Source organism: Streptomyces sp. NPDC051286, from assembly GCF_044455345.1.
GTDB lineage: Bacteria > Actinomycetota > Actinomycetes > Streptomycetales > Streptomycetaceae > Streptomyces.
This window is the reverse complement of record NZ_JBITER010000020.1, coordinates 19,246-43,001: the sequence shown is the minus strand read 5'-3', so window position 1 is coordinate 43,001 and position 23,756 is coordinate 19,246. Positions and strand designations below refer to the sequence as shown.

Sequence of the window (23,756 nt, the reverse complement as noted above, 5' to 3'; positions counted from 1 at the left end):
TTAAGGGCCTGTTCTGAGTTCCCCGCCTGCGCCCCGACGCCCGGCACGCACGCTCGCCGCACGGCCCCGCAGGACAGGTGGCTCCGCCACATGACCTGCGACACCGCACGCCGATCGCACGCACCGACCGCCGCTGCGCCCGCGCTTCGCGCGAACGACGGGGAACTCAGAACAGGCCCTAGACTCACGGCGCAGTGTCCGGCTTCGCCGTGCGCCGCGCACAGCCCGATGACGTCCGTACCGACTCTGCCGCGCAGTGTCGGACGTTCTGCGGTGCACACATGAATCCGACCTCGATGTGGAGTCGATGCATGACGCAGGCCCCCGAGCTGTGGCTCGCTCAGCCACGAAACCTCAAGTCCTCCTTTCCCGTTCTGCTTTTGGCCATGGCGACGGGAGCGGTCGACGCGATCAGCTTCATGACCCTCGGCGGTGTGTTCACCAGTGTGATGACCGCGAACCTTGCTCTGTTCGGTCTCGCCATCGCCACCCACGACGCGCTGCTGGCCGGTCACGCGGCACTGGCGATCATCGCGTACACCTGCGGCGTGCTTCTCGGCAGTCTGGTTGCTTCCCTCCCGGGCCGTTCACGATGGAGCGGTGCCCGGATCGCACTGCTCGCAGAGGTGATCGTCATGACCGGTGCGATGCCGGCCTGGGCCGCTCTGGACGGCAAGCCAGCCGGCACCGGCCAACTGGTTCTCCTGGCGGCCATGGCCGTGTGCATGGGCTGCCAGGGCGGCATGATCCGTGTCGCCGGCGGGCCGAATCTCTCGACCACCTACATGACTGGCGCGCTCACCGGCGCGCTGGTTGCACTTGCCGTCAGAAAAGAGGTTGAGCGATACAACATTGCGGTGATCGTGATGCTGCCGACAGGGGCAGGGTTGGCAGCGCTTCTTGTCACCCACGCACGGGCGGCTGCTCTGGCCCTGCCCTTGGCGCTGCTGACGTCGGCCCTCACGCTGTCCTTCCGGCGCCCAGTGCCCCACTAACGTCTCTCCCGGCCTGCCTGCCCCGTCACACGGTGGCCCTCTGCCTCAGCTCTCGCGCAGGCCGGGCGTCAGCCGCACCGTCACCGTCTTGGGCCGTTGGTACTCCTGAAGTGCGAGCATGCTCAAGTCCGTACCGTGGCCGGACGAGCCGCGCCCGCCGTGCGGGAGCTCCGCCGTCTGCACGAGATGGCAGTTGAGCCAGGCCTCGCCCGCGTCGAGGCGGGCCGCGAGATCGAGCCCCGTGCCGAGGTCGGTCGTCCAGACACTGGCCGCCAGGGCCTGGGGAACACTGTTTGCCAGGCCCAGGGCTGCCTCCACCGTGTCCGCGTGCTGGACCGTGAGGAGCGGTCCGAAGACTTCCTCGGTGACCGCCGGGTCGTCGTCCGGGAGATCCGCCAGGACAAGGGCCGCGCGCCAGTGGCCGTGCTCCTCGCCGGGCGAGGTGGCGATGTCCGCCACCAGCAGTCGCTTCGCGGCCGAGGAGGCGACCAGGGCGTCGTAACGCGCCACCTGGTCAGGGTTGTTCAGCGGGCCGAAGTCACGGCCTGCCAGCCGGGCCCCCATCGCCTCCGTCAGACGGGCGACCGTCGACTCGTAGTTCTCCGTGAGCGTGATGACCCGGGCCGGCGCCGCGCAGCTCTGGCCCGCGTTGTACGTGGCCGCTTCCGCGAGCGACGCATACGTGTCCGCCGGGGCGTCCGGGAGAACGACGGCCGGGGCGTTGCCGCCCAGCTCCAGGCTGATCCGGCGCGTCCCGGCCCGCGCCGCCACACCCAGGCCCGCCCGCCCGCTGCCCGTGAACGCGACCATGTCCACCGGGGATTCGACCAGCAGCCGGCCTGTCCGCCGGTCTCCCGGAAGGGACTGGAGCACGCCCTCGCCCAGGGTCCGCGCGGCGTGCTCCGCCAGCAGTTCCAGCGTGTCCGGGGTGGTCTCCGCCGGCTTCACCACCACCGTGTTGCCCGCGGCGAGTGCCGGGGCGCAGCGCCAGGCCGCCATCATCAGCGGGTAGTTCCAAGGGACGATCACCCCGACGACGCCCATCGGCTCCCAGCGCACCCAGCTCTCGTGCCCGGTCACCAGTCGGCCCGCCGCCGGGGCTGTCCGGGTCCGTGCCGCCGTCGCGTAGAAGCGGAACAGATCCGCCACCTGCTCGATCTCGCCCGCCGTCTCCGCATCCGGCTTGCCCGTACCGGACCGCTCACGAGCCGCGTACTCCGCCGCGCTGTCCTCGATCAGCGTCGCCAGCCGGTCCAGGCGCCGCGCCCGGTCCTTGGGGGTCAGGGCGCTCCATGGGCCGAGCGCCGTACGGGCTGCTGCCACGGCCGCAGCCACCTCGGGCTCGCGGGACACGGGAGCGGTGCCGCGAGGACGACCCGTGCGAGGGTCGGTGAGTTCCGTGTTCATCGTTGCTTCCCGCTCGTCGCTTCCTGCTGCTCGTTTCTCACAACGCGTATGACCGCAGCCACAGTTCCAGTGTCAGCACCAGCCACAGCTTGCCGCCGTGACGGGGCAGGAGCGTGCCCTCGCCCTTCATCCAGGCGCGGATCGTGTCCGGGCGGAACAGGCCCCGGTCGGCCGACTGCCGGCTCAGCAGCAGATCGTTTCCGAGGTCGCGCAGCGGACCCGTCAGCCACTGCTGGACCGGCACCCGCATCCCGCTCTTCGGGCGGTCGACGACTGTGTCCGGGAGGAGGTCGCGCACGGCCTCCTTGAGGATCCACTTCTCCGCGGAGCCACGGAGTTTGTACGTCGGCGGCGTCGCGAACGCGTGGTCGACGACCCGGCGGTCGAAGAGCGGTGACCGGCCCTCGATGCCCTGCGACGCCGTCAGGCGCTCCACCTTGGTCAGGATGTGGTGTGCGCCTTTGGTCCGAAGATTGCAGTGCAGGAGCTGGTTGAGGAGGTGGCCCATGCGGTGCGGGCTGTCGACGCCCGGTGTCAGATAAGGCTCCACGAACCGCTGGGGGCGCGGGGCATCCCGCAGTGCGTCCAGCGTCTGCGGGGTCAGTAGCGTGGGGAGGTCCGTCCAGCACTTGCGGTACGAGCGCAGATACGCCGTCGCCCGGTCCTCGTCCCAGGGCGCCCCCGCTTCACGGTGCATTTCCTGCACCAGCATCGGCAGGTTTTTCGGGCCGCCGAAGACAGGGTCGCCGCCCTCGCCGTTGAGGACCACCGACGCGCCGTCCGCAGCCACGGTCTCCGCGAGCAACAGGTTCGGGACCGTCAACGGATCGCCCACCGGGCTGTCCAGGAGCGCAGCCGCCTCCGCGAGCCGTGAGGCGACCGTCTTCCCCGACACGTTCAGGACCCGGTGGCGGGTGTGGCAGTGGGCGGCCACCAGGCCCGAGTAGCCCAGCTCGTTGGGGAGTTCGTCGCCGAAACTGATCGAGTACGTGTGCACCGGATGGCTGTGGAGCTTCGTCGCCAGCGCAGTGACGAGGGAGCTGTCGATCCCGCCGGAGAGAAGGACCGCTGCCGGCTCCGCCTCCGGGAGCCTCTCGGCCGTCGCCTGTTCCAGGAGCGCCCGCAGGGCCAGGACATGCTCCGTCGGATCCTGCGGCACCGGCTCCGCGATGTGCTCGCGGGGCTCCCAGTGCACGGTCTCGGTGACCGCGCCGTCCTCCGCCAGCCGCAGCACCCGCCCGGGCAGGACTTCCCGCACGCCCGTCAGGAGCGTCTCCTCGCCCGGCAGATAGGCGAAGGTGAGGAACGAACGGACCGCGGACAGATTCATCGAGGTGCCGAGCGCGGGCCAGCGCCGCAGCGCCCGCAGCGAGGTCGAGGCCGCCCAAGATCCTTCGGCGCGGGCGTAGAAGAGCGTCCGGGCGCCCACGTGGTCGCGGATCAGGATCAGGTCCGTGCCGTCCAGCACGGCCAGCACGAACATGCCTTCGGCCAACGCCACTCCCGCGTCGCCGAGCCGCGCCCAGCAGCGCAGCAGCAGTTCACCGTCGGAGCAGCGGGCAGGTACGGGGGTCCCCTCGGCATGCAGCGCGGACAGGAGGGCCGGGCGGTTGTGGAGGGTGACCTCGCCTATCGCCGTCAGGCCGAATGCCGTGAACGGGCCGTCGGCGCGGCCGGGTTCGTTCGCGATCCGCCCCAGGGCAGCCCCGGGGACGTCCGCGGATGCCCGGCCGGTCCCGGCCGCACCCATCGCCTCGACATGGGCCCGGGCCTGCCGGGTGGTCGGGGACAGGCAGACGCAGAAGCGTGCCATGAACGGCTCCTTTCCTCGGTGTTCCGTGTTCCGTACTGCTGCCGCCGCTCCTACGGCTTTTGGTGGTGCCTACGCGGCAGGCTCAGCCGAAGTCGTCGTCGCTCCAGGTGTCGCCGCCGTCGTCCCAGCCCGCGTCCCAGTCGTCCGGCCCGCCGCCACCGGAATCGCCGCCCCCGCCCGAGTCGCCCGAGGACGCCGACTGGCTCTGCGCCTGCTGCTGGCGGAGCTCCTCTTCCTCTTCCGGGCTCATGCTCAGCGGCGGAAGCTGGGCGGCGGTGATGGCGAGGCCCGCTATGCCCAGGCCCGCGAGCATGACGCCCATCCTGCCGCCGAACGACGTCCGGTTGACCATCACCGTCTCGCCGCGGCCCCACAGGGTGCGGCCGTATCCGATGTCCCGGGCGTATGTCGCCGTGCCGTCGGCGAGGACCCGCTTGACGATGTGGTTGCCGAGGAGTTCGTCGGTGCCGGAGGCATTCCGGTTGTCGTGCCAGCGCACGAGGTGAGGGGAGGAGCTCTCGCGGTGGCGCCACTCCTGCCGGCCGTCCTCGTAACGCCGGTGGACGCTGCCGTCGGCGAGCAGCTCGTCGGAGTAGCCGATCTCTTGAGGTCGGATCATCGTCTGCGTTCCTCGGGTCTGTGGGGCGGTCGTGGCCGCGGGAAGAGGGGCTCGTTGGGACCAGTCGCCGCGCGGTTCACGGGCGGGTGACGCGGCGGATCACGAGGCGGGCCAGGTCAGGAAACCCGTGGTGCGCAGCCCGCGCAGGTCGGACCACATGGAATTCCGGGGCGGTCGCGGTCCCCGCGTGAGGCGCAGCACCGTACGCACCAGGCGGGGCGGTGACACGGCCGCGACCTGCGTGAACCGTCCCCGCGCCAGCCATGCGGCCTCCTCGGGCCGCAGCCCGGGCGGCCAGGGCACCTGCGGCGGATCCGGTGCCGGGCCGCGGCCGGTCGGAAGGCGCAGGGTTGCCGCATGCCGGGGCACGAGCCCGATCGATGCGACCCGCACGCCGGGGACAGGGCCGAGAGCGGCCCTGACCTGCGCCGGGAGCCCGACGCCTGCCGGGCTCGCGTCGTGCAGCACATGGACCGTCGCACCCTCGGCCCGCTCCAGCGCCGCGACGAGGCGCGGGTCGAGCGGCAGGGCGTCGGGTGCCGCGAGGACGGGGCAAGCCGCCTCCAGGTGCACATGGTTGGCGAGCAGCATCCGGGCGATCGAGCCGTCCTGGCAGACGAGAAGACGGGGGAGCCCGTAGGCGTAGAGGTCGGGTTCGGCGGCATCGGGCGCGGACAGAGACCGTGACGGCGCGGACGGGACCGGTGGGAGCAGCCCCTTCACGGCCTCCCGGCCCCGTGCCTCCAGCGCACGCGTGAACGTGGGCAGCCGCAGAGGAGGGGCCGGGGTACGCGGGATGCGGGGGAGCAGGGTCGCGGCCGGGCTCAGGACACGGCAGGTCTCGTAATAGAGCTGCCGTTCCGTGAACCTGATGCCGCCCGGGCCCGCGGCGCGCGCGGCGGCGCCGGTGATCGCAAGGTCGAGGAGGCGGGCGCCCGGCCCGGGGCCGGTACGGGGGTCCCGAGCCGTGGAGGTCCCGATTCCGGGGGCCTGGAGGCGTCGCGGCGTCATGCGGAGCTGGTGCCCTTCTTCTTGTACGTGCCGGTGCCGGGTGGGCGGGTGCCAGGTGCCCGCGAGGTCCTCGGGGACCGTGGCGCCTGCGGCCAGGTGAGGAAGCCGTGCGTGAGGGCCTCATGGTGGGTGGGCCGCGGGGCGGCCAGCGCCCGTTCCACCGCCCGTACGACGATCGATTCAAGGACGCGCGGCGTGACGGCGGCGAGCGGACTCCAGAAGCCCTCGCCGAGCCACTCCGCGTCGGCCTCGGGCAGGCCCGCGACCGTGCGGAGCTGTTCCGCGTCGGCGAGCCGATCGTGCCGGACGAGCCGCACGACGCCCAGTCTGTTCCTGGCCGCGGAGACGGGGAGGCCCGCGTCCACCACGACCCGGTCGGGCTGTGCGCCACGGATGAGCGGCGCCAACAGGGCACCCTGCGGATCGGCGTCGTGCAGGACGACTACCGGGAGCCCGCTGCGATACTGGGCGATCGCGCTGAGCGCCGCCGCCAGGACGGTGGGGCGCCCCTTGGTTCCGTCGGCGTCGGCGACCTCCACGAGGACGGCCTCCAGACGGGCGGGGATGCCATTGGCTGTGAGGAAGAGCGCGACCACGCGGTCCGTGCAGAGGATCGCGGCCTTGGGCGGGGACACCGGAACGGACGCACCGGAGCGGTTCGCTCCGCGCGGCCGGGGCACGGGGCGGGCGTCGTCGACGACGCCTTCCGGTAGCCCCCCGTACACCGCCGACCATGAGCCGTTCATCAGGTCACGGAAGGTCTGTTCGGCGGGAATGATCTGCGCATGGGGCGACTGGCCGGGACGGTGCCGCATGGACGACGCGACGACGACGCAGGCGCACGCGGCGGCGCCGGCGAGGACCGCGAGCACTCCGCCGGTCAGGACGGCGCACGCGACGAGGGCGGCGGCCACCGGCAGGGCCACGAGCCAGCGGATTCTCGCCGGCACACCCTGCGGATCCCGCCCGGCCCAGGCGTAGTTACGGCTACGGGACAGGTACCAGAGCTGGGTGAGGGTGATCTTCAGGCGGCCGTGGTCGGTGGCGCGTTCCGCGATGCCCCGGATACGGATGTCATGCATACCCTTGCCGTGCACCGCGGGGTCGAGCGCGAAGCGCTTCCCGCACTGCGCGCACATTCTGCCGTTGCGCTGCTTGGCCGTCAGCGAGGCGGCGCAGCGGGGGCAGATCATTGCTCACCCGCGTGGTCCTGAGCCCCTGGACCCGGCCAGGTCATGAACCCCACGGACGCGGCGCGACGCCGCTCCGGATCGACGCTCCGTGTGACCTGTTCGGCGACCCGGGTGACGGCGGCGAGCAGCCGGGCGGGGGGCATGCCGACGAGCGGGAAACACCAACCCTTTCCCAGCCACTTCAGCTCCGCCTTGGTGAACTCGCCCAGCTCGGTGAGGAGCGCCATGGTCTCTCTGTCGGGCTTCCCCTCCTTGTCGCGGTAGGGCACGGCCTGCGCCAGACCGCGGACCGTGCGCAGCGGCAACCCGGCGTTGATCACGGTGCGTTGCCCGAGATCCGCGCGGACGCGCCGGACGAGAAGCTCCCCGTGCGCGTCGGCGTCGTGGAGCACGATCACCGGGCCCCGCGTGGACAGGGCGCGGACCGCGTCGAGATCCTCGGCGAGCGCGATCCCGTAACGGGCGGGCAGGCCGTCGGCGTCGAGGAAGGCCGTGATGGAGCGGTCGGGGCACAGGAGTACGGCCCCCGGCTCAGCACCGGAGGGCGCGCGAGTCCTGGCCGGAGAGGGAACGGGAGGGGCGTCGTCGACCACCCCGGGCGGCAACCCGCCGTACACGTATCGCCAGGGCGCGAGCGCCTCCGAACGGAACGCCGCACGGCTCATGACCGGGAAGCCCCGGCCCGCACCGGCGGCTCGTGCGAGGACCAAGCCCGCGGCGACGAGCAGCAGGGTGCCCGCGATGAGGGCCAGGTGCACGGACCCGGTGAAGATGCTGAAGACGCCGACGATCAGGCCCACGAAGAGTGAGATTTCCGTACACCCCGGCGCGAACGTGCCCTTTTTGAGGCGCCTGCGCGAGAGCGCGTACCACAACTGGTCCGGCGTCACCGCGATCCTGCCCTCCTCCGTCACCTTGACGGCGATCCTGCGCACCCGCAGGTCGCTGAGGCCGAGGGAGTTGGTCTTGGGGTCGAGCGCGTACGTGCGCCCGCAGTGGGAGCAGGTGTTGTTGGGGCGCTCCTTGCGGAGCAGGTTCTTCTCGCAGTGTGGACAGATCACCGGCGGACCTCAAGTGCGGTGGCCACACGGCGCAGTCGTGCGGCCAGGCGCTCGCGGACGGTGGTGGTGGTAATGCCGCGGTCCTGCTGATGCCGCTCGATGTCGCGCAGGGCGGCGGCGAGGGTGCGATAGTCGGTTGCGGCGGCTACGGCCACCTGGCCGGCTGTGGGGGTGTCGCCCGCGGCGCGGCGCTCGGCCTCCCCGGCGGTGATCGCGTAGTCCTCGTGGTCGATCCCGTAACCGGTGTTGGCCGCGAGGATCGTCAGCGGATCGGTGCCCCTGTTCGCGAAGGAGTGCGGCATCATCTCCGGAATCCGTATCAACATCCCGGGACTCAGCGGGACTTCGGTAACCAGGTCGCGGTCCGCGTCGTAGAGGCCGCAGGCCGCGTGGCCGAGGCTGAGGACGAAGTGTTCACCGCCGTGGGCATGCGGGGTGAAGGCGCTGCGCGGCCCCACGACACCGAGTTTGACCGTGGCGTTCGAGGGACGCTCGGGGGAGGTTGCCGCGTCGCCCACCAGGTAGTGGGCGAACTGCCCGTCATCGATGAAGCGGAGAAACTCCCGCTCGGGTCCCAGCTCGCGGGCGCCCTCGCGGTCGGCCAGCCCGATGCTACCGTCCAGCCTCAGGTGGTACAGCTCCACGGAGCCGGGGAGCGTGCCCCATACTCCGCCCGGCATGGCGTCGGACATACCGTCATGCGGTCTTCCGGACATCGCGCCTCCCCCGTCTTCCTGTGCGCGGCGCGCGCTTCGCAAGCGCATCGTATGGCCTTGATCCATAACAACGGGAGCCTTTGGACTGGCTCTTGGGCAAAGCGCGAGGAAACGGTGGACGAACGCGCGTGGCACGGAGTGGACGGATGACCGCGCAGACCACGAAGTGCACTTGTGGAAGCGGCGCGGTTGCAGCACGCGACCTGTGCCCGTCCCAACACCGTTCGTGTGCATGCTCCGTACGCACATCGAGCGCTGTGGCGTGACGCCGAACGGTCGGCTGTTGCGGAACGAGGCCGGCACCTGTGTGGACGCTTCTGTGTACGGCCGGACCACGTCAGTCGAGGGCGCGGCGGCCGGCCGTCGCCGGGCTCGGGTCCCAGCCGCGACGCGGTACGGAGTCGAGGAGCAGACGGGTATACGGATGCTCCGGGGTGTCCAGCACGCGATGCGTCGGGCCCGCCTCGACGACTCGGCCCGACCTGAGCACCAGGACGACGTCGGCGATGTGCCGGACCACGGCGAGGTCGTGGGTGACGAAGAGGTAGCCGATGCCCGACTCGCGCCGGATCGTGGCGAGCAGGTCGAGGATCTGTGCCTGGATGGACATGTCGAGCGCCGCGACCGCCTCGTCGCGGATGAGGACGCGGGGTTCGACCGCCAGGGCCCGGGCGACGGCGACGCGCTGGCGCTGTCCGCCGGAGAGCCGCCGGGGCAGGGCCCCGGCCTCCCGTTCGCCGAGGCCCACCTGGTCCAGGAGTTCGGCGACCCGCGAGCGACGGGCGGCCGCGTCCAGCCGGGTGTGAAGGCGCAGCAACTCGTCGACGCCGTCGGAGACCGTCACCCGTGGGTCCAGCGAGAGGTACGGAGCCTGGAAGACCATCTGCATCTCGCGGGCGCGCGCGAGCCGTTCGGCCCGGCTTCGGGCGCGGGCGGAGCGGTCCCGGCCGTCCAGGCGGACGGTGCCGCCGTCCGGCCGTGCCGGGCCCACCAGCATCCGTACAGTCGTCGTCTTGCCGCTGCCGGACTCCCCGACGATTGCCGGCGAAGCCCCTGGTGCCAGGGTGAACGACACGTCGTCGACCGCCGCATGGTCCCCGTACCGCTTGCGCAGCCCCTCGACCACCAGCCCCTTCTTCGTGCCGGTCACAGTGTGATCCCTTCGTCGGAGCGGTGGCACGCGGCGAGTTCGTCGCCGTACCGCGCCAGTACGGAGGCTCCTCCGAGCAGCGCGGTTGTGCGTGGGCGCAGCGGGCCGTGAAGGCACACCCCGAAGGTGCCTCGGCCAGGGAGACGGGGCGGCCCGGGATGGGCCGCGGGGCCGGTGCGCCCGGTTCGATGCGGGGGGTGCAGGCGAGGAGTCCCGCCGTGTACGGATGGCGGGGCCGGTCGAACAGTTCGTCGGTGTCCCGGGTCTCGACGATCCGGCCCGCGTACATCACGTATACGCGGTCGCAGATGGCCGAGGCCAGTTCGAGGTCGTGGGTGACGAAGAGAAGCCCGGTGCCCTGATCGGCCCGCAGCCGGGTGAGGATCGCGATGATCTCCGCCTGGGTCGTGACGTCGAGGGCGGTGGTCGGCTCGTCGGCGACCAGCAGGGCGGGCTCGGCCGCCGGAGCCGCGGCGATGACCACCCGCTGGAGCATTCCGCCGGAGAACTGGTGTGGATAGCGGCGCAGCGCGCCCCGTGGATCGCGGATGCCCACGGCGTCGAGGAGTTCCTCGGCCCGTGCGCCGGCCGCGGCGGCGGGACTGCCGGCCGCGCGCAGCCCTTCGGTGAGGAAGTCGCCGACGCTGCGCAGCGGATTGAGGAGGGCGCGCGTACGTCCGCAGGACCCGTGCCTCGGCGATCTCCTCCGGCGGCGCGGTGAAGATGTCGCGGTCCAGGACTACCGGGTTGGCCGGATTGTTTGGGAGCAGGCTGCCGGCGTCGTCCAAGCCGTTCACATGAGCGCTGCCGGCCGTGTGACATGGCCGCGCATCGCGTGCGGGTCGACAAAGCTCAGACCGCTGTTGGCGGCGGCGCAGCCGCAGCCGTCGAGGTATGGAAGGGTCATCGCGGCGGTGAAGTTCTCGGCGATGATGACCGGCGGCACCAGGTCCCATGCGGCCCGTCCGTCCAGGATGCTGGGTGTTCGGGTGGGTGTCTCCGAGAGCGGCCACGGGCCTGTGCGTGCTGACGGTCCATGCGCGATGGCGGTGGTTGTCACATTCGTGGATCCGCTGGTGTCTTCATGTCGAACAGGCCGACAGGCCAACGGATAAGGAGAACACCATGACACTGCGCATCCCGAAGGCGGAGCTCCCCACCGAGATGAGGGAAAACATGATCAAGCACCTCGGCGCCGTGCCCGAGCCCGACGAGGTGCTGTGGAACAACCCCAAACTTGCCGAGGCCAACAAGGAGTTCGCGGCCAAGGTGGGCCAGTGGGACGCGGCTGAAGCGAGCCTCAAGACGTTCGCGCACATGGCCGTCGCGGCACAGGTCGGCTGCAGCTGGTGCCTCGACGTCAACTACTTCCACGCGCTGAACCAGGACCTGGACCTGGCCAAGGCGAGCCAGGTGCCGCGCTGGCGGCAGTCGGAGGTGTTCACGCCGCTGGAGCGCGACGTGCTGGAGTACGCCGAGGCCATGACGAACACGCCGCCGACCGTCACCGACGAGCTGTCGAAGCGTCTGCTCGACCGGCTCGGCCCGGCGGCGCTGGTCGAACTCACCACGGTCATCGGCTTCGCCAACATGGCGACCAGGTGCAATACGGCGCACGGGATCACGTCGCAGGGCTACTCCGATGCCTGCGAGATTCCGCTGGCCGCGTGTCCTGAGACGTCCGGCGTGGCATCGACGGCATGACCGAGGACCCGTTCGTCGCCCATCGCAGCCTGCTGTTCACGGTCGTCTACGAGATGCTCGGTTCGGCGGCCGACGCGGAGGACGTGCTGCAGGAGTCCTGGCTGCGGTGGGCCGATGTCGACCGGTCGCAGGTGCGTGACCCGCGGGCCTACCTCGTCCGAACCGTCACACGGCAGGCGCTCAACCGTCTGCGGACGTTGTCGCGCAGCCGCGAGGAGTACGTCGGCGAGTGGCTGCCGGAGCCGCTGCTGACCAGCCCCGACGTCGCCGAGGACGCCGAGCTCGCGGAGAGCGTCTCGATCGCGATGCTGACCGTGCTGGAAACGCTCGGGCCCACCGAGCGGGCAGTGTTTGTGCTCCGCGAGGTCTTCGAGATGCCGTACGGCGAGATCGCCGAGGCCATCGGGAAGTCCGCGGCCGCAGTGCGGCAGATCGCGCGGCGGGCACGCGAGCATGTGGCTGCTCGGCGGCCGCGGGTGCAGGTGAGCCGGTCGGAGCAGCAGGCCGTGGTGGAACGGTTCCTGACCGCGCTGCGCACGGGCCAGTTGCAGGAACTGCTGGACGTCATGGCACCGGACGTGGTTCTTATCGCCGACGGTGGCGGGCTTGCGGCCGCGGCTCCGGCTCCGATCCACGGGGCCGAACTCGTGGCGAAGATGCTCGCTCGACCGGACCGGGTGGTGTCGGCCGTGTGGCTCAACGGCGCGCCTGCGGGCCGGATCGAGATCGACGGCCGACTGGCCGCGGTGAGCCTCGTGGTGGAAAACGGGAAAGTCGCCCGGATCCATGCGATGGCAAACCCGCGGAAGCTGACGCGGCTGGATGAACCGGCCGAACTCGCCAGGTAAGCCCGCTGCTGCGCTGGCGTTGTGAGTGTTCCAGGTGGCGTGGACCGCCTGGATCACTCACGACCACGCAGTGGCCGGACGCCGAAGGACAGGGCGCACTCGTACGGACGCGGTCGCAGCCGCATCGGGACGATCCCGCAAACGGAACTACCGGCCCACGGTGTGCGCCACCGACGGCATGACGGGCGCGGTGCCCTACGGCTCGGCAGCGTCGAGACGCACTGAACCGCGGCGGTCGGAGCGGAGGAGTGGTCAGGGCCTGCTGGTGTCCGCGAGGATCAGCTCGCCCACGGACTCGGTGAGCACTGACCGCGCCTGTTCGTCGAGGCCGTCGTCCGAGACGAAGTAGTCGATCTCGGCCAGGGCGGCGAACCGGCTGAGGCCCACGACGCCCCACTTGCTGTGATCCGCGACCGCGGCGACCCGCCTGGCGGAGGAGATCAAGGCCTGGTTGGTCTGTGCCTCGGCGAGGTTCGGAGTCGTCAGACCCGCGTGCTCGGACACGCCGTGGGCCCCGATGACCAGCAGATCCACATGCAAGGAGCGGATGGCCTGGTCGGCCAGCGGGCCGACCAGGGCGGCCGACCTGGTGGGGGCGCCGCCCGTCAGCAGCAGTGTCGGAGCAGCGGCGCCCTGTTCCCGGCCTGCGGCCCGCAGGAGATCGGCGACGGGCAGTGAGTTCGTCACCACCGTGAGACGGGGGACGTGCAGGAGTCGCTCCGCCACGGCGTAGGTCGTCGTCCCCGCGGAGATTGCGACCACGCTTCCCGGTTCCACGAGGGCGGCCGCGGCCGTGGCCACGGCCGCCTTGGCCGTGGATTCGAGTCTGGACTTGGCCTCGAACCCCGGCTCGTCGGCGGTGGTCCCGGATGTCGCCACGGCGCCGCCGTACACCTTCTCCACGGAGCCGGCGCGGGCCAGGGCGTCCAGGTCGCGGCGGATGGTCATGTCCGAGACCCCGAGCTGGTCGACGAGGTCGGCCACACGCACGGCTCCCTCGCGGCGCACGATGTCGAGAATCAGTGCCCTGCGCTGGGGTGCGAGCAGTCCTGCGTCCGTCACAAGCCCATCCCTGATCGTCTGTGTGTCGACTCCACCATGAACGTCATGGTAGACACACGGAAAGCATCACAATTCAACAAATGCAGACTACCGCAAGGCAGGGCAACGTGACCCCGGCCGTCCGGTGCGGACCTCGTCAGCCGATCCGGCCGGCACCCATCGTGTGCGCAGCCGGCCGTGCGTGCGGACGGCTGGCAATCACGGCAGTGCCCCTGTCGGGGCGTTACGGCTCACCTGCACAGCTGTGCGCGATTCTGTTACTAACCGTTGACATCTGTTTATTCAGACTTCATATTTGGCGTGTTCGAGCAACTTCCTGCCCATGCGCCTCGTGGGGATGCGGCGTGATTCTCCCGGCAGTTCGGGTTCTCTTCAGGTCTTCAGCGCGCCGTGGGCTCACAGGCATCCGAATCCCGAAGGAGTCAGCATGACTCGGGGACCAGTGCGTCGTTGGCGCACGCTCGCCACAGTGGCGAGCCTCTTGCTGAGCACGCTCACCGGCCTGGCCGCTCCCACCGTCGCGCAAGCCGCGCCCACGCCGCAGACCACGGTCACGCCGCAGACCTCGATCACCATCGACGGCACCAAGCCGGGCCTGGCCTTCGACGGTGTCGGCGCCATCTCCGGCGGCGGCGGAAACTCCCGGCTCCTGGCCGATTACCCGGAGCCGCAGCGAAGCGATCTCCTCGACTACCTTTTCAAGCCCGGCTACGGCGCCTCGCTCCAACTGCTCAAGCTGGAGATCGGCGGCGACACCAACTCCACCGACGGCGCCGAGCCCAGTCACATGCACACGGCCGGCACCGTCGACTGCAACCAGGGCTACGAGTGGTGGATGGCAGAGCAGGCCAAGGCCCGCAACCCCGGTATCAAGCTTGCCGCGCTGTCCTGGGGCGCCCCCGGCTGGATCGGCGGCGGCAACTTCTGGTCCCAGGACACCATCGACTATCTGATGTCCTATATGGATTGCGCGGCGAAGCACGACCTGACGATCGACTACCTCGGCGGTTGGAACGAGCGCGGCTACGACGAGGCCTGGTACAAGGAACTCAAGGCCACACTCACCTCGCGCGGGTATGCGACCAAGGTCGTCGCCTCGGACAGCGGCTGGGAAGTAGCGGACGACATGGCCAAGGACCCGGCGTTCAACGACGCTGTCGACGTCGTCGGCGTCCACTATCCGTGCGGCTACCTGGGTGCTTACACCACCTGCTCCAGCACCGCCACGGCACAGGGTCTCGGCAAGCCGCTGTGGGCCAGCGAGAACGGCTCCCAGGACACCGACGCCGGCGCGCCCGCCGTGGCGCGGTCGATCAACCGCGGTTACCTCGACGGGAGAATGACGGCCTACTTCAACTGGCCGGTCATCGCCGCGCTCTACCCGAACCTCAACTTCTCCACCGACGGGATGTCCATCGCCAACCAGCCCTGGTCCGGCAACTACAAAATCGGCAAGACCGCATGGGTGACCGCGCACACCACACAGTTCACCCAACCTGGCTGGCACTACATCGACTCCGCGGGCGGATACCTCGGCGGAAACCGCACCAACGGCAGCTACGTGACGATGAAGTCGACGAACAACTCCGACTACAGCACGGTCATCGAGACCATGGACGCCACCGACGCCCAGAGCGCCGGGTTCACCGTCAAGGGCGGCCTGTCCAAGGGCCGGGTCCACGTCTGGGCCACCGACGTCAAGTCGGGGGACTCGGCGAGCTGGTTCGTCCGCCAGCAGGACATCACCCCGCGCGGTGGCAAGTTCAACCTCACTCTCCAGCCCGGCTATGTCTACACCGTGACCACCACGACCGGCCAGGGCAAGGGCACCGCGACCCCGCCGGCACCCGGCGCACTCGACCTGCCGTATGCGGACACCTTCGAGACACCCGCCACCACCACATCGCCGAAGTACTTCTCCGACATGAACGGCGCGTTCCAGACCGTGGCCTGCGGTGGTGGCCGCTCGGGAACCTGCCTGCGCCAGATGGCCCCGACGACGCCGATCCGATGGACCGACGAGCCCTACAACGCCCCGTACACGTTCATGGGTGACGGCACGTGGAGCAACTACACCGTCACCGTCGACACCATGCTTGAGAAGGAAGGCAGCGTCGAACTGCTCGGCCGCGTCAACCAGCAGGCCAAGAACAACAACGGCCTGAACGCCTATCACCTGCGCGTGAGCGACACCGGCGCCTGGTCCATCGACAAGAGCAACGCCAAGTGGACCTTCACCACCCTGGCCAGCGGTAGGACCACCGCGCTCGGCACCGGCAGCTGGCACACTGTCGCGTTCGCCCTGGAGGGCTCGACCCTCTCAGCAGTGGTGGACGGCGTCACCGTCGGCACCGCCACCGACTCCAGCTACACCAACGGGCAGGCCGGCCTCGGCGTGACCGGATACCAGACCGACCAGTTCGACAACTTCGCCCTCGCCCCGGGCACGGTCTCGTCCCACGTCGGCCCGATCACCTCGGGCCTGGCCGACAAATGCGTCGACGCCAAGGACGACTCCAGCGCGAACGGCACCCCGGTGCAGCTGTGGGACTGCAACGGGGGGAGCGCGCAGGTGTGGACCTGGTCCAACGGCGCCCTGACCCACAACGGCAAGTGCATGGACGTCACCGGCCAGGGCACCGCCAACGGGACGCAGGTGATTCAGTGGGACTGCACCGGCGGCGCCAACCAGCAGTGGGCGCCACAGCCCGACGGCACCCTGAAGGGCGTTCAGTCGGGCCGCTGCCTCGACGCCCCCGCATCCACGACGACCAACGGCACCCAGCTGGTGATCTGGGACTGCACTGGCGGTGCCAACCAGCGGTGGACGCTCCCGTAGCCGTCCGCTCGTACCCATGGGTCTGTGAGCTCGTCCTTCGACCTCGATGCCGTTGAATGGGCCTGAGCCAGCAGTTCAGCGGACACCAGGGGTGGTGTCCGCTGAACTGCTTCTCTGATGGACCGGATCGTGCTTGGGGATCCGAGAAGGCGGTGCGCGGACTTTGGCTGTTATGCCGTCATCTGCTGGTGTGGGCGGGGGCAGAAGCGGAGTGGTTGTACTGGGATGGCGGAGTCGGCGAGCGCAAGCATCCTGACCGGCACAGAGCTTGCCTCCACCCTTGCCGAGCGACCCATACCTCAGGCTGGCGTGCTGCCCCCGCTGCGTAAACGTATTGCCGCCGCCACCTCAAGTCGGCGATCACAGCCGGCATCGGCTCCGACTCGCCGTAGAGGTCACTGGTGTCCCACTCGTGATGCCGGCGCCCTTCCTGCCAGCGGCCGGGCTGCGACGACTTCCCGCTCTTCGCCGGATGTTGTGAAGTGCACAGCCGCGTGGGCGAGCTCGTCCTCGAGGTCGTCGAGGGCGCGGCGGGCAGTGGCGATGCGTTCTCGCAGCAGATTCGCGTCCTCCGGTCCCTGCTGCGTCGGTGGCCCTTCCGTCTCCATGTCCCGTGCCTCGTCGAGTGAAGTGATGACCACGCCGATGAGGACGTTGACCAGGACGAAGGAGGCGAGCAGGACGTAGGACGCGTAGTAGACGATGCTCCAGCGGGAGATCTCCAGGCCGGTGCGGACGGCGTCACCGATGCCGTCCAGGGTCATCAGGAGGAAGAGGGTGAGGACGGCGCGACCGATTGAGCCGAAGTGCTCGGGGTCGTGGTGCGAGAAGAAGACCCAGCCCACCATCGCGTAGACGTACAGCAGCAGCGCGCCCACGACCAGGAAGCTGAGTGTGCCGGGAAGGCTGCGGCCGACCGCGATCAGGAAGACGCGCAGCTGCGGCAGGAAGCGGGCTGAACGCAGAACACGGGCCAGCCGCAACAGCCGTAGCACGGTGGTGTTCTCCCGCACGACGGGCAGGAACGCACTGAGGACGACGACGAGATCGAAAAGGTTCCACGGATCGCGGAAGAAGGAGCGCGGGCGGTCGGCGTGGGCGGCCAGGCGCAGGACAATCTCCACCGTGAAGGCGGCGACGCAGGCGTGCTCGGCAAGATGAAGCCACCGGTGCCAGTCGTCAACCAGTCCGCTGTAGGTCTCCAGGCCGAGTAGCGCGGCGTTGGTGAGGATCAGGGTGAACACGGTGACGGCGAACCAGCGCGCTTCCGTGAGGGCGCGGCACCGGCGCGCCAGGGATACCCGGGCTGGGGTCACTCGGGCCGTGGGGCCGCCGTCCGTCATCCTGCTCTGTTCCTCCGTGCAGCACACTGTTCCCGGCCGCCGCCTCCGCAGCGTCCGCAGGCCTCGCCCGTGAACACGGCTGACCGGGCAACACCCCGTTTCCGCCGCCTCCGCATCCTCTATTGATCTTGTTGGATACGCAACGTCCGATCCTCGGGAGCCGGAATGAGCCCGGGCTCACCGACAGAGGGGACCAGTCAACAGATCGCCGTATCGAGTCCTGTCTCAGCGGCACAAGACGCCACGCGTCAACTCGACACGTCGCCACGTCTGATTGCGTTGCGCTGGGTCCTCTATGTGATGTTTGGGTCATTGAGGTTTTCTCTACGAGATGAGCTCGTGAGGTGACTCGCCTCAGGGGGATCCCGCGAGTCGCGATGAGCCCTGCGGCGTTTGGCGGTCGTACTGTCGAACCCGTCACCGAGGAGGACTTCTGATGCGCAAAGTGACCTATTCGATGGCCAGCTCACTTGATGGCTACATCGTCGGGCCGGACGGCGGCTTCGACTGGACGGCGCCCGACGAGGACGTCTTTCGCTTCTCCATCGACGAGATTCGACAGGTCGGCGTCCACCTGTTGGGACGACGGCTGTACGAGACGATGCTGTACTGGGAGACCGCCGAGCAGGATCCATCGCTCGACGACTCAATGCTCGAGTGGGCCGCGCTCTGGAATCCTCTGCCAAAGGTGGTGTTCTCCACCACGCTGTCCGCGGTGAAGGGCAATGCCCGCCTGGCCTCCGGCGGCCTGGCGGAGGAGATCGAGCGGTTGCGAGCCGAGCCGGGGGAGGGCGACATCGCCATCGGCGGCGCGGCTCTCGCCGCAGAGGCGGCCGTGCGTGCAGCTGCAAGGCGCCGAAGCGGCCTCATAGCGGAGCTATCAGGCCGTTTTGGCAACGCCGCAGATGTGCGTGCACCCTCATTCGCTGCGACGCCGTCACCGGCACCACTGAGCAGGGCACCGACCTCTGGTACTCCGGCAAGGCCAAACACTTCGCCGGGAACCTGCAGTTCATCGCTGCTCCGGACGGCACCCCGCTGCGGGTATCCGACGTCGAGCCCGGCTCGGTTCACGGCCTGACCGCCGCCCGCATCCACGCGCTACCCGCGCTCTACCGCGCTGCCGCCGACGGCCTGCCCACCCTGGCCGACCTCGGCTACACCGGCGCCGGCATCGGCGTCCAGAAAACGTTATTGTGCCGTTCCTGCTGTCCAGCGCCAATAGAGCTCCGGCTCAGGCTGCTTGTTGCAGCTGACGAGACCGAGTCGGGGGTGCTGCACCGTCCTTGAATTCCAGTGAGGGGGGAGTGAGCGGTCGTTCTGGTAGAGGCACATGCCTTTCTCTCCCGCGATTCGCCATGCCGTGCGCTTCCAGGTGGTACTTTTCCACGGTTGGGGAGCCCATTTCTGTTCTGGGCGTGATGCGTCACACAGCGCCAGGCCGGCGCTGCTGGTCAGTTCGGTGAGGCAATATCCTCTGTAAAGTCTTGTTCTGATCGTTCCGTCGTTCCTGATTTCCCATTTCTGTGCGCTGGTTCCATTGCAGCTGTTGATCCGGACTGCGTCGTACTTCGTCTGTTTGTTCACCGCTTCGAGGCACTGCTCCGGATCCCTGCTGCTGAACTCGGTAGTTCTCCCAATGTCTCCGATGATTTCTCCGAGGCGCGGGTTCCGGTGCTCTTGCTGGTACTGACGATGAACCCAGTCCGAATCGTCGAGTGGGAGCGGCCCCTTGTAGGTCCCGGTCAGGGTGCAAATGCTCTTGGTATGGCAATTGGTATGCGCGATGTAGCGTCTGACAGCCGCTTCCTTTTCAGCCACTTGCGCAGGGAGCAGGTTGGGTTCAAGTGACGACACGGTGTATCCGAGATAGGACGCGACGGGGATGCCGGAGAGGTATCCGGCTTTTCTGAAGTATCTGGCTCCGATGCCGTGATCGCTGTGGTCGACCTTGCCGCGGAGGCCGAAGGCGAAGGAAGCGTTGTCGTAGTCCAGCGTGAGAATACGTTGCGCTCTTTCCTGCCGGGCGAGGTCGGACAGGGTTCGAAGGAGCTGGTCCTCGGTGTAGCTTTCCATGCTTTGGAACAGCTGAATCCGTTTACGGGTTGCCAGGAACAGTTTGAGCATGCTCTCACTTCCCTGTCCGTGGGGAAGGCCGTCGTGCAGTCCCAGGAAGACCAGTTTGACGGGTGATTGCGAACCGCTTTCGAGGCTGAAGGATCTGATGCTGCGGCCGTTGACCCGTGTGCTGCCCTCGGCCCAGCGATCTGGGGCCCCTGCAAGCTCCGCATAGGCCGCGCGCACCCCGTTCTCTCTTCTCACGACGTAGTTCCGGGCTGCCTGTGAGCTCTTCCCGTCATCGCCCGCGGTGAGATAAACGGTGGTGACCGCGCATCCGGCATGGATCGTCTTCCTGATCTCCGGGTCGACAAAGTAGAGGTCGTCGTCGGGATGCGCGACACCGACCATGGTGCGTTGGCATCCATGAGGTTGTTGCGCAGCCTTCGACGTCTGGTGCGACGTGGGGCCCGCGACCCTGTTTGCGAGAGGGGAATCACTCGAAGAGCACGATGATCCCAGAATTGCGAAAATCACCAGCGCCGTAGCGGGAATCAGCCGGTGCGCAGAGCCACTTCTCTTGTTGCCCTTCGTGCACTCCACTCGACCACTCCGCCCTTCTCATCCTTTTGGGTCGCATCTTGTCCAGGCTCGGGGGTGGTCCGGGGCGAATCGTGGTCGCGAGTGTGACACCCCCGCGAGGTCCCTTGGGCTTCGCCGAAGCGCACAACTCATAGGGGTACCGGTAGTTGGACTGCGCAAAACGACCGACTCGCCGGAACGGCCGAATATCCAGTGAGTGAAGTGGATCTACGCCACGAATCTGCCCGACTGAACAGACCCCCAGCGCACGTGAAGCAACCAGCCGTCCACCGAAGGCCATACCCATGGGCCAACCAGGACTTTCAGCCGCGTCTCGCACCGACCGTACCCGTCACCGAGACGGTCGGCCTGCTCCTGATCATGCGTGCCTTCTCCTCGGGGGCCACGGCGATGACCGGGATCGAGGCGATCTCCAATGCCGTACCGGCGTTCAGATCCGTCGAGTGGCGCAATGCCCGCACCACCTTGACCTGGATGGTCGGCCTGCTCATTGCGATGTTCGCGGGAATCGTCGTCCTCATCTACTGCACCGGCGTGGTGCCGAGCGCCCGCGAGACCGTTCTTTCCCAGCTCGCGCGTCTGACCTTCGGCTCGGGGTGGATGTACGTCTGCATTCAGGCTGCCACGGCCGCGGTACTTCTCCTCGCGGCGAATACCGCATACAACGACTTCCCTCGGGTGCTGTCCCTTCTGGCGCGCGACGACTACGCACCACGCATCTTCATGCGATTGGGCGACCGTCTGGCCTACAGCAACGGGATCATCATGCTGTCCGTTACCGCCGCCCTCGTCTTCGTTGCCTTCAACGGCCAAACCGCCTCGCTCATTCCGCTCTACGCTTTCGGTGTTTTTCTCGCTTTCACCCTGTCGCAGACCGGAATGGTCGTCCATTGGTGGCGACGGCGAAGTCGCCACTGGCGCAAGAGTCTGCTGTTCAATGCCATGGGCGCGCTGCTGTCGGCGGTTGTGTTCATTACTGCGGGCATCAGTAAATTCACCTCAGGTGCCTGGGTGGCCATCGTCGCTGTCGTGCTGTTCCTCTTGGCGACCACTCGGATCCGGCGGCACTACGAAGCCGCCCGTGCCGCCCTTCAACTGCATCCGCACGCCATCGAGCTGCCCGCACACGCCCTTGCGGGGCCGGTTGCGCAAGGGCAGCCCCCGGTCCAGCACGAACACGGCATTCCTCCCGCCGAGATGAACCGGGAGAGCGAAGAACTCCCCGAAGAGGTCCGTCACCTGTGCGTCGTCGCCATCGCGACGCTGGACCTCGCCAGCATGCGCGCACTTGCGTACGCCGCCTCACTCCAGCAGCCTGTTCTCGCCCTGCACATCAGCGTCGCCGAGGACGAAGCACAGCGCTTCCGCGACTACTGGTCACTGTGGGGCGACCATCTCCCGCTGGAGGTGATTGTCTCTCCTTACCGCGCGGTCGTCGCACCCCTGGTCCGCTACCTTGAGGCACTTCGCCGACGAGCAATGCTGGAGACCTGTGGATCGGTTCCGGCAGGGACGCGGAGGGCGTACCTTCCCGAATGATCCTTTGATGGTCTCCGAGTAGGCCCGCGTTCGCAGCGCGGGTCGGGAAGGCACGCCCGTGCTCAGCGTAGTCACCGACGACGGCTCCACCCCGTCCGGCTCCCTGATCGACGAGATCGTCCGCGAAGGCGCCCGCCGGATGCTGGCCGCCGCGCTGGAGGCGGAAGTCAACCAGTACATAGCCGAGTTGACCGCGGAGACCGACGAGCAAGGGCGCCGGCTGGTGGTGCGCAACGGCCACCACCGGACCCGCACCGTGGTCACCGCCGCCGGCCCGGTCGAGGTCAGGGCCCCACGAGTGAACGACCGACGCGTCGACGACGCCACCGGCGAGCGCAAGCGGTTCTCCTCGAAGATCCTCGCGCCGTGGTGCCGCAAGTCGCCGAAGATCTCCGAGGTGCTGCCCCTGCTCTACCTGCACGGACTGTCCTCCGGGGACTTCATCCCGGCCCTGGAGCAGTTCCTCGGCGGCACCGCCGGCCTATCGCCCGCCACCGTCACCCGGCTGACCAAGCAGTGGAGCGACGACCACGCCGCCTTCCAGACCCGTGACCTGTCCGACCGCGACTACGTCTACGTCTGGGCCGACGGCGTGCACCCCAAGGTCCGCCTCGGCCAGGCCCATTCGTGCGTCCTGGTCCTGCTCGGCGTCCGACTCGACGGCACCAAGGAGCTCATCGCGATCGCCGAGGGCCTGCGGGAGTCCACCGAGTCGTGGGCCGACCTGCTGCGCGACTGCCGCCGCCGCGGCATGCGCGACCCCGAGCTGGTGGTCGGCGACGGCGCCATGGGCCTTTGGCGGGCACTCGCCGAGGTCTTCCCTGCCGCACGGCCGCAGAGATGTTGGGTTCACAAAGCCCGCAACGTCACCAACTGCCTGCCCAAGTCCGCCCAACCCGGGGCGACGAAGGCCATGCAGGAGATCTACAACGCCGAGGACCGCGGCCACGCCGAGAAGGCGATCGAGGCGTTCGCGAAGACCTACGGCGCCAAGTTCCCGAAGGCGGTCGCGAAGATCACCGACGACCGGGACGAACTGCTCGCGTTCTACGACTTCCCGGCAGAGCACTGGATCCATCTGCGGACCACGAACCCCATCGAGTCGACCTTCTCGACCGTCAAGCTCCGCACCAAGGTCACTCGCGGTGCGGGCAGCCCGGCGGCCGCGCTCGCGATGGTGTTCAAGCTGGTCGAGTCCGCTCAGGCGCGGTGGCGCGCGATCACCGGAGCCCACCTGGTGCCCCTGGTCCGCGCTGGCGCACGCTTCGAGAACGGCGTCCTGGTCGAGCGGTCCGAGGTGGCGGCATGAACGAGATGTTTGCCGCTCTTGAAGCACTGACCGACCGCGATCCGAACCGTCGCGACGTCGCCGCCGACGTCCTCGGAGACCTCCTGCGCGGCACCACACTCGACGCGGACACCACCCGCCTCGTCGTCGGACGCCTGGTCAGCCTGGCCATCAACGAACCCGTGATCAAGGTCCGCGAGTCCGCACTGAACTCGATCAGCGAAGCGTTCAACCACCACAGCCTGCCCCTGGACCTCGTCGAACCGCTGACCGCCGACATGCCGACGATGGAGCGTGAACTCCTCGAACACGCCCTCTACATCCTCGGCGCCACCCACGACCCGCTGGCGAGCCCGCTGATCGAGCCGTTCCTCCACCACCCCGACCCAGAGGTGCGAGAAGAAGCCCGGCTCGCGGCAGCCGAGATCACCGCAACCAAGCCGGAGAGCCCCAACCACAACTCTTGACTATTGCTCTTCGCCGACAGCATCCAGAACTCACCCTTAC

19 protein-coding genes and 3 pseudogenes are annotated in these 23,756 nt (G+C 68.8%); 9 read left to right on the top strand and 13 right to left on the bottom strand.

All coding sequences use genetic code 11. From position 1 onward, the window contains the following. Positions 1 to 311: 311 nt before the first annotated feature. Positions 312 to 995 (top strand): YoaK family protein, encoded by a 684-nt coding sequence (locus tag ACIBB8_RS21045; protein WP_398954216.1) that lies wholly within the window; start codon positions 312 to 314, stop codon positions 993 to 995. A gap of 45 nt (positions 996 to 1,040) precedes the next feature. Here the strand turns inward: ACIBB8_RS21045 and ACIBB8_RS21040 are convergent, their stop codons facing one another. The 10 genes and pseudogenes from ACIBB8_RS21040 to ACIBB8_RS20995 all read right to left on the bottom strand — a co-directional run bounded on the left by ACIBB8_RS21040 (position 1,041) and on the right by ACIBB8_RS20995 (position 11,025). Further along, positions 1,041 to 2,402, bottom strand: coding sequence for an aldehyde dehydrogenase family protein (locus tag ACIBB8_RS21040; protein ID WP_398954214.1), 1,362 nt, complete (start codon positions 2,400 to 2,402; stop codon positions 1,041 to 1,043). A 37-nt stretch (positions 2,403 to 2,439) separates the two neighbouring features. Further along, positions 2,440 to 4,215, bottom strand: coding sequence for an asparagine synthetase B family protein (locus ACIBB8_RS21035; protein WP_398954212.1), 1,776 nt, complete (start codon positions 4,213 to 4,215; stop codon positions 2,440 to 2,442). An 82-nt stretch (positions 4,216 to 4,297) separates the two neighbouring features. Then, positions 4,298 to 4,834: a hypothetical protein gene (locus tag ACIBB8_RS21030; RefSeq protein ID WP_398954211.1), complete on the bottom strand. Its 537-nt coding sequence runs from the start codon at positions 4,832 to 4,834 to the stop codon at positions 4,298 to 4,300. A 99-nt stretch (positions 4,835 to 4,933) separates the two neighbouring features. Continuing rightward, entirely contained in the window at positions 4,934 to 5,845 is a 912-nt protein-coding gene (locus ACIBB8_RS21025; protein WP_398954209.1) for a hypothetical protein, read from the bottom strand. Further along, a complete protein-coding gene (locus tag ACIBB8_RS21020; RefSeq protein ID WP_398954207.1) occupies positions 5,842 to 7,038 on the bottom strand; it encodes a hypothetical protein in 1,197 nt (398 codons plus the stop codon). Before ACIBB8_RS21020 ends, ACIBB8_RS21025 begins: the two co-directional genes overlap by 4 nt. Then, the gene (locus ACIBB8_RS21015; protein ID WP_398954205.1) at positions 7,035 to 8,099 is read right to left on the bottom strand and encodes a hypothetical protein; all 1,065 of its coding nucleotides are present in this window, start codon (positions 8,097 to 8,099) and stop codon (positions 7,035 to 7,037) included. The genes ACIBB8_RS21020 and ACIBB8_RS21015 overlap by 4 nt, the downstream gene beginning before the upstream one ends. Beyond that, complete coding sequence (locus tag ACIBB8_RS21010) at positions 8,096 to 8,815, bottom strand: cupin domain-containing protein (protein WP_398954203.1); 720 nt, start codon at positions 8,813 to 8,815, stop codon at positions 8,096 to 8,098. The genes ACIBB8_RS21015 and ACIBB8_RS21010 overlap by 4 nt, the downstream gene beginning before the upstream one ends. A gap of 337 nt (positions 8,816 to 9,152) precedes the next feature. Then, positions 9,153 to 9,965, bottom strand: a complete 813-nt coding sequence (locus ACIBB8_RS21005; protein WP_398954201.1) for an ABC transporter ATP-binding protein — start codon at positions 9,963 to 9,965, stop codon at positions 9,153 to 9,155. Positions 9,966 to 10,068: 103 nt separating this feature from the next. Next, positions 10,069 to 10,584: pseudogene (locus ACIBB8_RS21000) on the bottom strand (oligopeptide/dipeptide ABC transporter ATP-binding protein); the annotation flags it as partial. A 174-nt stretch (positions 10,585 to 10,758) separates the two neighbouring features. Continuing rightward, positions 10,759 to 11,025 (bottom strand): hypothetical protein, encoded by a 267-nt coding sequence (locus tag ACIBB8_RS20995; RefSeq protein ID WP_398954199.1) that lies wholly within the window; start codon positions 11,023 to 11,025, stop codon positions 10,759 to 10,761. A gap of 65 nt (positions 11,026 to 11,090) precedes the next feature. On the opposite strand from ACIBB8_RS20995, the gene ACIBB8_RS20990 reads away from it, so the two are divergent. Continuing rightward, entirely contained in the window at positions 11,091 to 11,669 is a 579-nt protein-coding gene (locus tag ACIBB8_RS20990) for a carboxymuconolactone decarboxylase family protein (protein ID WP_398954197.1), read from the top strand. Continuing rightward, positions 11,666 to 12,517 carry an RNA polymerase sigma factor SigJ gene (sigJ, locus tag ACIBB8_RS20985; protein ID WP_398954195.1) on the top strand — a complete coding sequence of 284 codons (852 nt, stop codon included), beginning with the start codon at positions 11,666 to 11,668 and terminating at the stop codon, positions 12,515 to 12,517. The genes ACIBB8_RS20990 and sigJ overlap by 4 nt, the downstream gene beginning before the upstream one ends. 252 nt (positions 12,518 to 12,769) lie before the next feature. Here the strand turns inward: sigJ and ACIBB8_RS20980 are convergent, their stop codons facing one another. Then, positions 12,770 to 13,579 (bottom strand): DeoR/GlpR family DNA-binding transcription regulator, encoded by an 810-nt coding sequence (locus ACIBB8_RS20980; protein WP_398954193.1) that lies wholly within the window; start codon positions 13,577 to 13,579, stop codon positions 12,770 to 12,772. A gap of 427 nt (positions 13,580 to 14,006) precedes the next feature. Between ACIBB8_RS20980 and ACIBB8_RS20975 the strand changes: the two genes are divergently transcribed. After that, the gene (locus ACIBB8_RS20975) at positions 14,007 to 16,418 is read left to right on the top strand and encodes a ricin-type beta-trefoil lectin domain protein (RefSeq protein WP_398954191.1); all 2,412 of its coding nucleotides are present in this window, start codon (positions 14,007 to 14,009) and stop codon (positions 16,416 to 16,418) included. A gap of 395 nt (positions 16,419 to 16,813) precedes the next feature. Here ACIBB8_RS20975 and ACIBB8_RS20970 read toward each other — a convergent pair whose 3' ends face one another. Continuing rightward, complete coding sequence (locus ACIBB8_RS20970; protein ID WP_398954188.1) at positions 16,814 to 17,761, bottom strand: ion transporter; 948 nt, start codon at positions 17,759 to 17,761, stop codon at positions 16,814 to 16,816. A gap of 436 nt (positions 17,762 to 18,197) precedes the next feature. Here ACIBB8_RS20970 and ACIBB8_RS20965 point away from each other — a divergent pair, with 436 nt between their 5' ends. Together ACIBB8_RS20965 and ACIBB8_RS20960 are read left to right on the top strand one after the other, a co-directional pair. Continuing rightward, entirely contained in the window at positions 18,198 to 18,842 is a 645-nt protein-coding gene (locus tag ACIBB8_RS20965; protein ID WP_398954186.1) for a dihydrofolate reductase family protein, read from the top strand. Further along, positions 18,734 to 19,051 (top strand): annotated as a pseudogene (locus ACIBB8_RS20960) (transposase family protein); the annotation flags it as partial. The gene ACIBB8_RS20965 and the pseudogene ACIBB8_RS20960, both read left to right, overlap by 109 nt. Here the strand turns inward: ACIBB8_RS20960 and ACIBB8_RS20955 are convergent. Next, entirely contained in the window at positions 18,953 to 20,230 is a 1,278-nt protein-coding gene (locus tag ACIBB8_RS20955) for a PIG-L family deacetylase (RefSeq protein ID WP_398954184.1), read from the bottom strand. The pseudogene ACIBB8_RS20960 and the gene ACIBB8_RS20955 overlap by 99 nt on opposite strands. 480 nt (positions 20,231 to 20,710) lie before the next feature. On the opposite strand from ACIBB8_RS20955, the pseudogene ACIBB8_RS20950 reads away from it, so the two are divergent. From ACIBB8_RS20950 to ACIBB8_RS20940, 3 genes and pseudogenes are all read left to right on the top strand, one after another. Next, a pseudogene (locus ACIBB8_RS20950) lies at positions 20,711 to 21,895 on the top strand (APC family permease); the annotation flags it as partial. Between the two features lie 124 nt (positions 21,896 to 22,019). Further along, a complete protein-coding gene (locus ACIBB8_RS20945) occupies positions 22,020 to 23,270 on the top strand; it encodes an IS256 family transposase (RefSeq protein ID WP_398954182.1) in 1,251 nt (416 codons plus the stop codon). Continuing rightward, positions 23,267 to 23,716 carry a HEAT repeat domain-containing protein gene (locus ACIBB8_RS20940; RefSeq protein ID WP_398954180.1) on the top strand — a complete coding sequence of 150 codons (450 nt, stop codon included), beginning with the start codon at positions 23,267 to 23,269 and terminating at the stop codon, positions 23,714 to 23,716. Before ACIBB8_RS20945 ends, ACIBB8_RS20940 begins: the two co-directional genes overlap by 4 nt. Positions 23,717 to 23,756 lie beyond the last annotated feature (40 nt).

Coding starts and splice junctions, on each gene's coding strand:
- ACIBB8_RS20965 (WP_398954186.1), top strand. CDS start 18,198: ATGCGCAAAGTGACCTATTCGATGGCCAGCTCACTTGATGGCTACATC.
- ACIBB8_RS20975 (WP_398954191.1), top strand. CDS start 14,007: ATGACTCGGGGACCAGTGCGTCGTTGGCGCACGCTCGCCACAGTGGCG.
- ACIBB8_RS20955 (WP_398954184.1), bottom strand. CDS start 20,230: ATGGTCGGTGTCGCGCATCCCGACGACGACCTCTACTTTGTCGACCCG.
- ACIBB8_RS20940 (WP_398954180.1), top strand. CDS start 23,267: ATGAACGAGATGTTTGCCGCTCTTGAAGCACTGACCGACCGCGATCCG.
- ACIBB8_RS21020 (WP_398954207.1), bottom strand. CDS start 7,038: ATGATCTGCCCCCGCTGCGCCGCCTCGCTGACGGCCAAGCAGCGCAAC.
- ACIBB8_RS21035 (WP_398954212.1), bottom strand. CDS start 4,215: ATGGCACGCTTCTGCGTCTGCCTGTCCCCGACCACCCGGCAGGCCCGG.
- ACIBB8_RS21025 (WP_398954209.1), bottom strand. CDS start 5,845: ATGACGCCGCGACGCCTCCAGGCCCCCGGAATCGGGACCTCCACGGCT.
- ACIBB8_RS21010 (WP_398954203.1), bottom strand. CDS start 8,815: ATGTCCGGAAGACCGCATGACGGTATGTCCGACGCCATGCCGGGCGGA.
- ACIBB8_RS20970 (WP_398954188.1), bottom strand. CDS start 17,761: ATGACGGACGGCGGCCCCACGGCCCGAGTGACCCCAGCCCGGGTATCC.
- ACIBB8_RS21030 (WP_398954211.1), bottom strand. CDS start 4,834: ATGATCCGACCTCAAGAGATCGGCTACTCCGACGAGCTGCTCGCCGAC.
- ACIBB8_RS20990 (WP_398954197.1), top strand. CDS start 11,091: ATGACACTGCGCATCCCGAAGGCGGAGCTCCCCACCGAGATGAGGGAA.
- ACIBB8_RS21040 (WP_398954214.1), bottom strand. CDS start 2,402: ATGAACACGGAACTCACCGACCCTCGCACGGGTCGTCCTCGCGGCACC.
- ACIBB8_RS21045 (WP_398954216.1), top strand. CDS start 312: ATGACGCAGGCCCCCGAGCTGTGGCTCGCTCAGCCACGAAACCTCAAG.
- sigJ (WP_398954195.1), top strand. CDS start 11,666: ATGACCGAGGACCCGTTCGTCGCCCATCGCAGCCTGCTGTTCACGGTC.